The organism is Luteibacter sp. P4_E6 (assembly GCF_056401535.1).
In genome coordinates this window covers 1-10,832 of sequence record NZ_JBFUJE010000108.1, presented here as the reverse complement: position 1 = coordinate 10,832, position 10,832 = coordinate 1, and the positions used below count along the sequence as shown (strand labels likewise).

Here is a 10,832-nt window from a genome sequence, read left to right as displayed (position 1 = left end):
GCTCACGGCTGCCCTGCGTCGCGGCACGCTGGCGCGCGCCGGTTCGCCGGTGCTGCCGGGCTCGGCATTCCGCAACGTTGGCATCGAGCCGCTGCTCGACGCTTTCGTCGCCTACCTGCCGTCGCCGCTGGATCGCCCCGCGGTGGTCGCACATACCGACGACGGTGACGTAACGGTGGCGCCCGATGCGAACGCGCCATTCGCTGCGCTGGTCTTCAAAGTGGTCAACCAGGCGCACGGCCCCCTGGCGTTCGTTCGTGTGTACTCGGGCCGCCTGCACGTTGGCGACGCGGTATGGCGCAGCGGCACGGATCGCGTGCAGCGTATCGGCCGTCTTGCTGTGGTGCGCGCCGAAGACACCGAAGCGGTCGACGCCGCGGAGGCGGGCGACATCGTTGCGATCGCGGGCTGGAAGGACGTCGCCACCGGTGAAACGCTGACGGACTCGCATCACCCATTGCGTCTGGAAACCATCCAGGCGCAGCCGGCGGTGCTGTCGTGGCGTCTTTCGCCGGAACGTTCGGCCGACCTGCTCAAGCTCGGCAACGGGCTTGCGCGCCTTGCGCAGGAGGATCCGTCCTTCCGCGTGGGTACCGATCCGGACACCGGCGAGACGCTGGTCTGGGGTATGGGTGAACTGCATCTGGAAGTGATGGTGGAGCGTCTGCGTCGCGAGTGGGGTGTGCAGGTGCGCACCGGTTCGCCACGTGTGGCCTATCAGGAAACCCCGGCCTCGGCGTCAGGCTCCGTGGAAGGCAAGGTCGCCAAGCAGACGGGCGGCAGTGGCCAGTATGCGCGCGTGGTGCTTTCGGTCACGCCGACCGGTGAGGAGACCAACCGCTTCGAGGACAAGACCACGGGCGGCGTGATTCCCAAGCAGTTCCAGCCGGCGGTGGAGAAGGGCGTGTTGTCGGCCCTGATCGAAGGCCCGCGTGGCTATCCGGTGGTCGGTGCGCATGTCGCGGTCACGGACGGCCAGGCCCACGCGGTCGATTCGAACGAGATGGCGTTCCATCGTGCCGCGCAGATCGGTGTGAAGGCGGCCCTGGAGGCGACCGGCACGGTATTGCTGGAGCCGGTGATGCGCGTCTCGGTGAGTTCGCCGGGTTCGGCGGTGGGCGACCTGCTGGGCGACCTGCAGCGTCGTGGTGGCCAGATCGTCAATCTGACCGACACGCAGGAGCGCACGGAGATCGAGGCCGATGTGCCGCTCGCCCAGCTGGAGGGCTACAGCACGGCGCTGCGCTCGTTGAGCCAGGGCCGCGCTTCGGCCACGGTGGCGTTTCATGCCTACCGCCCGGCGGCCGTGCAGGAGGCGTCGCGCAAGATGGCGTGACGTGATGGGTGATGGCGAGGCTCCGCCGGGTTACGCTTCACCCATGATTTCCTACCCCGATGCACTGGCCCTGTTACTAGGTGAAGCCGACGCGCTCGATGGTGAGCGCGTCGGCATCGACGCCGCACCGGGACGTTTTCTGGCACGTGACATCATCAGCCCCGCTTCTTTGCCGGGCTTCGATAACGCGGCCATGGATGGCTATGCGGTGCGCGCGCCAGGCGAAACGATTCCTGCCGAATCCACCTATGCCGTTGCCGCCATGCACGCGGCCGGTGACGATACCTATGACTACCCCGACGCGGAAGCCTGCGAGATTGCCACCGGGGCGCGCATGCCGGTGGGCTTCGACACCGTCGTGCCCGTGGAGCGCACCGAGCGCCAGGGCGATCGCGTGCGCTTCCTTGCGGACGAGCGTCGCGCACAGAACGTGCGTCATGCCGGTAGTGACATCGAGGTGGGCGATGTCGCCTTGCTTGCCGGAAGGCGCGTCGATCCTGCGGCGATCATGTTGCTCGCTGCCCTGGGCATCGACCGCTTCGACGTCGTGCGACGTCCGCGCGTGGCCATCGTCAACACCGGCAGCGAACTCAACGCGGGTGGCCCGCTCCCGCTGGCCGGCATCCACGACTCCAACGGACCGTTTCTAGCGTCGAGCCTCGCGCGCTGGGGTGTCGAGGCGATCGGCCGCACGCGGGTTGCCGATCATGGTGATGCCTTTCATGTCGCGATCCGCGATGCCCTGGCCGGCCATGCCGACCTGATCGTGACCACCGGCGCAGTGTCCGCAGGACGTTTCGACTTCGTGCCAGCCGCACTCGCGTCGCTGGGTGCCCGTGAACTTTTTCACAAAGTCGCCATACGGCCGGGCAAGCCCTTGCTGGTGGTGCGCTTCGACAACGGGCCACTCGTCATCGCCTTGCCGGGCAATCCCATCGCCGTGGCCGTGGGCTACCGTTTCTTCGTGGCGCCGGTGCTGCGGGCGATGGCGGGGCTGCCGCCCGAGCGGCCATTGCGCGTGCGTCTGGAAGCGCCATCGGTCGTGCGCGAGGGCATGCAGCACTTCGGACTGGGTGAGATTTCGCGTGACGAAGAGGGGCTCGCCGTCGCCCGCATGACGCCCTCGCAGGCGGCCTATCGTATCCAGCCGTATACGCGTGCGAACACGTGGCTGTCCGCGAGCGATGTGTACACGGCGTCGGCTGATGCGTGGCCACTCGATCCCGTCGACGCGCCATGATCATCGGCCTGATTCTCGCTGGCGGACTGTCGTCTCGCATGGGTGAGGACAAGGCGCTGATGGTGATCGACGGCGTGACGATGCTCGACCGGACCGCACGTGCCTTGCGCAGCATGGGTGCCGGCCTGGTGGCGGTGAGCGGCTCGCGCTCTGGCGGCATCCCCGACCGTTGGCCGGCGGCCGGACCGGTCGGCGGCATGGCCAGCGCCGCGGAGGTGCTTCCCGATGCCGAGCTGCTGGTGGTCCCGGTGGACATGCCACGGATGGGGAGCGCCGTGCTCTTGCCCTTGCTGACCGAGCGTCGCCAGCGAGCGACGCGATGGGCGGGGCATCCGCTGCCGATGCGACTGACGCTCGACGCCACGACACGCGACGCGCTCATTGGCATGATGACGCTGACCGGTCGCGACTGTTCGGTGTCTGCCTTGCAGACGCGCATCGGCACGACCACACTGCCTCTGGGCGGGCTGGACCCGATCCTTCTGGCTAACTGCAACACCCCTGACGAATGGCGCGAGGCGAACGCATGAGGGTACAGCTGGAGAACGACACGGTTCGCGTACGGATCGACGAGGATGAGCTCGGGGAGCTGCTCGGCAACATCGCCTTGCTCGGCTCGACGGCCTTCGGCAAGGCCTTTGTCATGCGTTATTCGGTCGACGCCACGGAGGCAGCCTCGTGCACGCTCGAGGGCAATGCCCATGAGTGGYGACTGAAGGTCCCGGTGACCGAACTGGCTGCCTTGCAGTCGCGCCTGCCAAGCAAGGAGGGCCTCGTGTTCGACATTCCCGGTTACGACACGGTTGCCACCACGGTTCGTTTCGATGTCGACGTCAAAGACAGCCTGCGCCGTCGCCGAAGCTGAAAGGCCCTTTCGAAGCGCCCTTCAGATGATGCGCTGCGGCCGGCTATAAACATTGAATCGCCCGGGCCGGGCAAACCCGATCAGGGTGACGCCACAATCGCTGGCAAGATGCACCGCCAGCGCGGTCGGTGCGGAAATGGCGACGACGATGGTGATGCCGGCCACCGCCGCCTTGGTCACCATTTCGTAGCTTGCGCGACTGGTGATAACGACGAAACCGTCGCTGGCGTCTATGTGCGCGGTATGCATCGCACCGATCAGCTTATCCAATGCATTGTGGCGACCCACATCCTCGCGCACACAGACAATGGCGCCGTCGGGAAAAGCCCAGGCCGCGGCATGGACCGAGCCGGTAAAGGCATTGATCGGCTGCGATGCGCGCAGCGACTCCAGTGCCCGCTCGATCGCATCGACGCCTATCGTCGGTCCGGCACCGACGGGCTCAGGGTGGCGCACCACGTCTTCCAGCTCCCGGCTTCCGCAGATGCCACAGCCACTGCGTCCTGGCATCTCGCGTGGCAGGCGCTCTTTGTAGGAGCTGATGTCATCGGTGACCCCTGCGGAGCGCTTCGGTGACGATTCCGGCGAGCGCCCATCGCCGCTGAAGCGGCTCCTGCAGGTTTTCGCGGTACGGATGTTGACGGTGATCCCTTCGAGGACCTCCTGCACATCGATGCGCTCGATCTCCGCGATCGAGTCGACGCGACCTTCGGTCAGTGCAAAACCGCGGGCGAAGTCTTCCAGGTCCATTGGCGTCGCCATCATCACCGCGAACGGCTCGCCGTCGAAGTGCATCGCGACGGGCACCTCCTCGGCCAGCCGGTCGTCGTCCGGCGTTGCGACACCACGTTCGACACGCAGGACCGGTCGCGTGGTCGAGCCGCGGGGCGTCTGTCGATCAGACGGCATGCGCGACCCGTCCCTTCGGCTTCTTCTTGCCCTGTACAGCGGAAACGGTGATCCGGACCGGGACGGACTTATAGGCTGGCGTGCCGGAACGGCGGTCGTGGCTTTCCAGGGCGATGAGCGCATTGCCTTCGGGGTAGTACATCGCCACGGAGCCTTCGGCAATGTCGTACTCCACGGCAACAAAGCCGTCCACAGCGCGACGCTTGCCGTCGGCGGCATTGACACCTGTCGCGACCACGTCGATCCGGTCGCCGTGCTTGAGGCCACGGGCGGCGAGATCCTTGGCATGCATGAAGATCACGTCGCGCCTGCCCGTTACACCGCGATAGCGATCGTTCAGCCCGTAAATCGTGGTGTTGTACTGGTCGTGCGAGCGGATCGTCGTCAGCATCAGGTCGCCTTCGTCCAGCACCGGGTCTTCGTCGAGACCGCGCGCGAGAAGGAAATTCGCGCGCTTGTCCGGCGTGGCCCAGTCGCGTTCGCTCGCCGCCACGCGCAGGCGAAAGCCACCTGGCTGGCGAAGACGTTCGTTGAAGTCGAAGAAGATCGGGAAAACCTTTTCGATATCTTCGCGGATCAGGTCGTAATCGCCGACCAGACGATCCCAGTCGACCCGCGTATGCGGAAGGGTCGCTTTCGCGATGCCGCGTACGATCCATGGCTCCGATCGCAGGTGTTCGGAGGCTGGCTTCAGGCTACCGGCCGAGGCATGCACCATCGACATCGAGTCCTCGACGGTGACCGACTGCGCACCCGTCGCCTGCACGTCCAGCTCGGTGCGGCCGAGGCAGGGCAGGATGAAGGATTGCCTGGCCAGGATGAGGTGCGAACGGTTGAGTTTGGTCGCGATGTGCACCGCCAGATCGAGCCCGCGCATCGCCTCGAAGGTTTCTTCGGTATCCGGCATGGCCACGGCGAGGTTGCCGCCGAGGGCGACCAGCGCTTTCGAACGGCCATCGCGGATGGCGATGACTGCTGCGACCGCATCGTGGCCATGTTCCACCGGTGGCTCGAAGCCGTAGGTGGTGCGGATGCCGCGGTTGAGCCCGTCGTCGGGTTTCTCGGTAATGCCGACCGTGCGGTCGCCCTGTACGTTGCTGTGTCCACGCAGAGGGCAGATGCCGGCGCCCTGGCGACCGATGTTGCCGCGCAGAAGGAGCAGGTTGGCGATCTGCTGCACGTTCTCGGTGCCATGGGCGTGCTGGGTGATACCCATGCCGTAACAGACGATCACGCGGCTGGCCTTGGCGTAGATATCGGCGGCAGCTTCGATATCGACCCGGCTTAGGCCTGACTTCGCCTCGATGGCGTCCCAGCCGGTAGCGTCGACATCGTCGACGAGGGCCTCGTAGCCGGTGGTGTTCGCTTCAATGAAATCGCGATCGATCACGCCGGGCTGCCCCGCCGCAATCGCTTCCCGGTCGGCGGCGAGCAGGAACTTCATCATGCCCTTGAGCACGGCCACGTCGCCGCCGATCTTCAGTTTGTAATACGTCGATGCGATGCGCACCGAACTGTTGGTCAGCATCTCCACCGGGTGCTGCGGCGAAGTGAAGCGCTCCAGTCCGCGCTCGGGCAAGGGATTGAGGACCACGATAGGCACGCCGCGCAACGAGGCTTCGCGCAACGTCGAAAGCATGCGGGGATGATTGGTGCCGGGATTGTGGCCGATGCAGAAGATCGCATCGCAATGGTCGAAGTCCTCGAGTAGCACCGTGCCTTTGCCCGAGCCGATCGATTTCGGCAGGCCCACGCTGGTGGCTTCGTGACACATGTTCGAGCAGTCGGGAAAGTTGTTCGTGCCGTATTCGCGGACGAACAGCTGGTAGAGAAAGGCCGCCTCGTTGGAGGCACGACCGGATGTATAGAACTCCGCCATGTTCGGATCGGGCAGGGCGCGCAGCCCCTCCCCGATGCGACGGAAGGCCTCGTCCCATTCGATCGCCTGGTAGGTGTCGCTTGCACGGTCATAGGCCATCGGGTGCGTGATCCGCCCCAGGCCTTCGAGGGTGTAGTCGCTGAGGTTCCACAGGTCGGCGACCTTGTTCCTGGCGAAGAACTCCGGTTTCACCCGCTTGGCCGTGGCCTCCCAGGTGACCGCTTTAGCACCGTTCTCGCAAAACTCAAACGAGGACGTTTCCTTCGGGTCTGGCCACGCGCACCCCGGGCAATCGAAACCGGTGGGCTGGTTCATCCGGTGTAGTGCGATGGACTCGCGCCCCAGGGCGAGTTGGCCGCTGACGGCGCGCGCCACCGCACCCAGGGCGCCCCATCCGCCGGCAGCGCCTTCGTAGTCGCTGATGCCCGGAACGTCCGGGAGGTCTTTCTCGCTCATGGCCACGCCTCGTTCGCTACGCCTGGGCCAATCGTAAACGGGACCGCGTAATTAATCGCTGAAGTCGTCGTCGCGGCTCTTACCCGGGATTCACGTCGCCTTGGCAGGCGCTTCTGCAACCTCCGCGCGGCTCGGCGCCCTCCCCATGGCGCCTGGAAGAACGAAGTGTCCCTACAAATACGTGCCGCCGTTACCCAGGAACGGCAGTCTGCCTACGGCCTGCCCATTGGCGATCTGCGTGGCTTTGGCCGGGTCCGGGCCGATGCGTCGGTGGTGCAGCTGGCGCTGGACCGGGGCAGGGGCCTGCTTGGCGCATCCGGAGACGAGCAACCCTTGGTAAGCCTCGTTATGGACGGCGATGTCCATTGGGTCAACGCCTACGTGCCGGGCACCAATGTTCTTGAATCGACGGCCCGCACGGCGTCCGGCGAGCTTTGTGTCGTCGATTTCATGGCCCTTGCCGAAGGGCGTCCCGGGCAAGCCGAGGCGATTCCGGCGGGCCGTTTCGTACGCATCGTGACCTGCACGGAAGGGGATGTGGCGTTCGAGATGGTCTGTGGGGCTGGGCTTCATGGAGGCAATAGCGTCGCCGGTGAACCGGCACCTACCGAGCTGTTGGCGCAGGCAGGGTGGTATCTGGGCTGCTCGCGGCCGCTCCGCGTCGAAGAAGGTACCGCCGTCGCCTCGCTGCGGCTCGGGGCCGGTGAGAGCGTAGTCCTGGTCGTGAGCGAGACGGCCGTGCGGGGTGGCGTCGCCTTGGTCGCTTCGGCCTTTCATGCGCTCGGCGACACCATCCACTACTGGACATGGTGGAGCGATCGCTGCCGGTACAAGGGCRACGACTTCGACGCCGTCCTGCGCGAGGCGCTGTGCCTCAAGCTCGCCTGCTCGGCGGCGGGCCTGCAGGTCGAGGATCCGGGCGCGACAGGATTTTCGTGTGCCCCGCTGGGAGAAATGTCGCGCGTCGCGGCCCGCTTTCTCGACCTGGGATACCGACACGAATGTGCCGAGCTGCTCGCCTTTGTCCAGGAACACTCGCCACCCACCGTCCCGGGGCGCTGGGCTTGCGATGAGTCGTTCGGCGAGACTCTCGATCGCTATCTGGCGAAGTACGGGGACGCCGGACTGGTCGACTCACTCCGCGCCATGACCCATGTGCCGCCGCCGCATTCGCGCATAGCCTGATCCGGAAGCGCGCCCTCCCGTTTATGCGCCCGGGCCGCCCCCGATGTTCATACCGTCGCATGCGTCGGACGGCTCATCATGGATTCCGGAGATTCCGGTATGGCTGGTTTTTTTTAAAACCCTAACCTATGCCTACCCCGACGGCCCTGCCGCCTCGAACCTCAAACCAGGAATCTTCGCCATGAAATTCGCACTCGCCGCTCTCATCTCCTCCAGTCTCGCCTTTGGCGCTAACGCCAGCGCTGCAGAAAAACCGCCGATCGTACTGGTCCACGGCGCGTTCGAGAACGCTTCGGTCTGGGGGCACGTGGCCGGCAAACTKCAGGCCGATGGCTATGAGGTCGTATCGGTCGACCTGCCGGGTCGCCCGGGGAACCCGGCCACACCCGATAAGGTCAGCCTGAGCCTCTACGGCGATACCGTGGTCGGCGCGCTGGCGAAGCTAAAGCGTCCTGCGGTCGTCGTGGGCCACAGCTTCGGCGGCATCGTYATCGCCGACGCGGCTGAAAAGGCGCCGACGAAGATCAAGACCCTTGTGTTCACGGCCGCCTACTTGCCGCACGACGGCGATTCGCTGGTCTCGATGGCCAACAAGGACGCCGACGCCAAGATCGGTCCCCACCTGCAGATCAAGAAGGAACAGGGCATCGCCTCGATCGAGTATTCGGCGCGTGCCGACCTGTTCGCCAATGGCGCCCCGGAAGGCCTGCGCAAAGCGATCCCCGACCTGATCCTGGATGAGCCGCTCGCCCCGCTGGCCACGCCTGTGCACGTTACCGATGCCAAGTTCGGCCAGGTCGACAAGGTCTACATTCATACCGCCAATGACCAGGTGATCAGCCCGTCCTTCCAGGCACAGATGGTCGCCAGCACACCGGTGCGACGCGAATTCACGGTGCAGACCGGCCACACGCCGTTCCTTACGGCGCCCGATGAGCTGGCCGCCGATATTGAAGCTGCCGCCACCCGCTGATCCAGCCRATCCTCTGGGCCCGATCCCTGCCGCTGCAGGGATCGGGCAAACACATAGCGTCCGCAATTTAATACGGTCTGCTCGTCGCGCAGGAGTCACCCATGTTTCGTGATGTTCAACACAAGCCGTTCAACGGCGTGCGAGTTGAAGTGGCCACCTCGCTCGGCTTCGACGAGGTACTGACGCGCCTTCGCTCCCTGATGGGACGCGCCAGTACGGCGGAGATCGTAGCCCTGGCGCAAGCGGACATCACTGAGGCCGAATTCGTCCGGGTCGTGCAAGAACGGTTCGAAGGAAAAAGCGGGTTCATGCTGTTTGCCGAGATCGATCATGGCGGCTGGCTGTCTCAATTCCAGATCCGTCGGCGCACAGTTCGCTGGATTCTTGGCAATCCGCTGATCGCACTTACGATGATCCGGCATGACATCACCGCCGGTCTCTTTGCGCCCGTCGAGATCCTGATCACCGAGGCCGAAGACGGCCGGGGTACGAGGTTGACCTACGTCCGTCCTTCTTCGCAGATGGTGATCGAGGACAATCCGCCCCTCCTTGCGATGGCAACGCTGCTGGATGCGAAATTCGACGCTCTTGTCGCGCGCGCCACCCAAGGCTAGCGAATAGAGTCTGCCAGGACGCGTGGCGTGCCTGGGAGAACATCATCCAGAGGGAGCGCGATCACACCGCCGTTTGTTGGCTCTTCGCCTCGCTTGGCGCGTAGCCGAAATGACTCTTGAACGCTCGACTAAACGCAGCGTCCGAGGCAAAGCCCGTTTTGTAGGCCGCCTCCGTGACCTTAAGCCCGCCACTTCGAAGCATGTCCGCAGCGATGGTCAGGCGCCACCGCGACAGGTAGCGCAGCGGCGGCTCGCCCACGGCTGCGGTAAAGCGTTCGGCGAATATCGAACGAGACATGGTGGCCACAGCGGCAAGCGTCTCCACCGTCCATCGTCTGAAGGGATCTGCGTGCATCGCTGAGAGCACGCGCCCGATTCGCTCCTCAGCCAGGCCCCCCAGCCAGCCTACGCGGTTCGCATCGCTGGACGCCCAGCTGCGCAGTGTACGGATGACCAGCAGGTCGATCAGCCGGGAGATCATCAGCGACGAGCCAGGATCCGGCTGCTGCGCTTCGTCTACGAGAAAGTGCGAGATAGCGGCAAGCCACGCGGGCGCGCCGGCATCTCCCTTCGGAACGTGGATCAGGGCCGGAAGCGCCGACATGACCGCAGGCAGCGGGCTGCCCTCGAAGCTAAAGAACCCACAAACCAGCTGGCTTGTCGGACCCTCCCCACCATGGCGGAGGATGAGCTTGTCGCGGTCGAAGCGATCGGGAGCAACGGCGTCGATGTTCTCGATCGGCGAGTCCGCCRCGTCAGCGATGGTGTGACCCCTCCCCAGTGGCAAAAGCACCAGATCGCCCGCGCCAATCCATAGCGGGGGATGGCCTGTGGGCGTCACCCAGGCGCCGCCCGCTTCCACGAAGCAAAAGTGCGCCGGCCCCGGGGGAAAGCGCAGACCCCACGGCTGGCTCAGATGCGTCGTGTAGACGAGTTCCCCACGCAGCCTGATCAAGGTGAGCACCTGCGAAAGCACGTCGGTACGCGCCGAAGTCATTCCAAAGTCTGTGGCCACGCCGGACGTTCCATCATGTAAATCGGAGGCCCTGATATATCTCATCGTCGGCGACCTGACTACTCTTTCCTCACGGCATCCAGCCACGTCTCCCCACTAATGAGAGGATCATCGTCATGAATAACGCGAATGCAGTTGAAACGAACAACGGCGGCCATGTTGCAGAGAAGCCCGCGGTCATCCTGGTGCACGGTGCCTTCTCCAATGGCCAGGTATGGGGATACGTTGCGGGAAGGCTTCGCGCAGCAGGTCACCCCGTCGTGACCGTCGATCTGCCGGGCCGGGAAGGTGCGCCCATGGCTGCCGACCATGTCAGCCTCGACCTGTATCGCGATACGGTGATCCAGGCGTTGGATACGG

11 protein-coding genes are annotated in these 10,832 nt (G+C 65.0%); 8 read left to right on the top strand and 3 right to left on the bottom strand.

Annotated features, from left to right (window positions below; all coding sequences use genetic code 11):
• From AC1DT2_RS09105 to AC1DT2_RS09090, 4 genes are all read left to right on the top strand, one after another.
• Positions 1-1,336, top strand: a 1,336-nt coding sequence (locus AC1DT2_RS09105) for an EF-Tu/IF-2/RF-3 family GTPase (RefSeq protein WP_477295938.1), incomplete at its 5' end; no start/stop codon positions are given.
• Positions 1,337-1,379: 43 nt separating this feature from the next.
• Positions 1,380-2,576, top strand: a complete 1,197-nt coding sequence (locus AC1DT2_RS09100) for a molybdopterin molybdotransferase MoeA (RefSeq protein ID WP_477295937.1) — start codon at positions 1,380-1,382, stop codon at positions 2,574-2,576.
• On the top strand, positions 2,573-3,106 hold the full coding sequence (gene mobA / locus AC1DT2_RS09095; protein ID WP_477295936.1) for a molybdenum cofactor guanylyltransferase: 534 nt from the start codon (positions 2,573-2,575) through the stop codon (positions 3,104-3,106). Before AC1DT2_RS09100 ends, mobA begins: the two co-directional genes overlap by 4 nt.
• Positions 3,103-3,441, top strand: a complete 339-nt coding sequence (locus tag AC1DT2_RS09090) for a hypothetical protein (protein WP_477295935.1) — start codon at positions 3,103-3,105, stop codon at positions 3,439-3,441. Before mobA ends, AC1DT2_RS09090 begins: the two co-directional genes overlap by 4 nt.
• 21 nt (positions 3,442-3,462) lie before the next feature.
• Here AC1DT2_RS09090 and fdhD read toward each other — a convergent pair whose 3' ends face one another.
• Together fdhD and AC1DT2_RS09080 are read right to left on the bottom strand one after the other, a co-directional pair.
• Entirely contained in the window at positions 3,463-4,350 is an 888-nt protein-coding gene (gene fdhD, locus AC1DT2_RS09085) for a formate dehydrogenase accessory sulfurtransferase FdhD (protein WP_477295934.1), read from the bottom strand.
• Complete coding sequence (locus tag AC1DT2_RS09080; protein ID WP_477295933.1) at positions 4,340-6,685, bottom strand: FdhF/YdeP family oxidoreductase; 2,346 nt, start codon at positions 6,683-6,685, stop codon at positions 4,340-4,342. The genes fdhD and AC1DT2_RS09080 overlap by 11 nt, the downstream gene beginning before the upstream one ends.
• A 165-nt stretch (positions 6,686-6,850) precedes the next feature.
• Here AC1DT2_RS09080 and AC1DT2_RS09075 point away from each other — a divergent pair, with 165 nt between their 5' ends.
• The 3 genes from AC1DT2_RS09075 (at position 6,851) to AC1DT2_RS09065 (ending at position 9,457) form a co-directional block, all read left to right on the top strand.
• Complete coding sequence (locus AC1DT2_RS09075) at positions 6,851-7,870, top strand: hypothetical protein (protein WP_477295932.1); 1,020 nt, start codon at positions 6,851-6,853, stop codon at positions 7,868-7,870.
• 181 nt (positions 7,871-8,051) lie between these two features.
• Complete coding sequence (locus AC1DT2_RS09070) at positions 8,052-8,843, top strand: alpha/beta fold hydrolase (protein ID WP_477295931.1); 792 nt, start codon at positions 8,052-8,054, stop codon at positions 8,841-8,843.
• Between the two features lie 101 nt (positions 8,844-8,944).
• Complete coding sequence (locus AC1DT2_RS09065; RefSeq protein ID WP_477295930.1) at positions 8,945-9,457, top strand: DUF302 domain-containing protein; 513 nt, start codon at positions 8,945-8,947, stop codon at positions 9,455-9,457.
• A gap of 61 nt (positions 9,458-9,518) precedes the next feature.
• Here AC1DT2_RS09065 and AC1DT2_RS09060 read toward each other — a convergent pair whose 3' ends face one another.
• Positions 9,519-10,454 (bottom strand): AraC family transcriptional regulator, encoded by a 936-nt coding sequence (locus AC1DT2_RS09060; RefSeq protein ID WP_477295929.1) that lies wholly within the window; start codon positions 10,452-10,454, stop codon positions 9,519-9,521.
• 134 nt (positions 10,455-10,588) lie between these two features.
• On the opposite strand from AC1DT2_RS09060, the gene AC1DT2_RS09055 reads away from it, so the two are divergent.
• Positions 10,589-10,832: alpha/beta fold hydrolase (locus AC1DT2_RS09055; RefSeq protein WP_477295928.1), on the top strand; the 244-nt coding region annotated here is incomplete at its 3' end.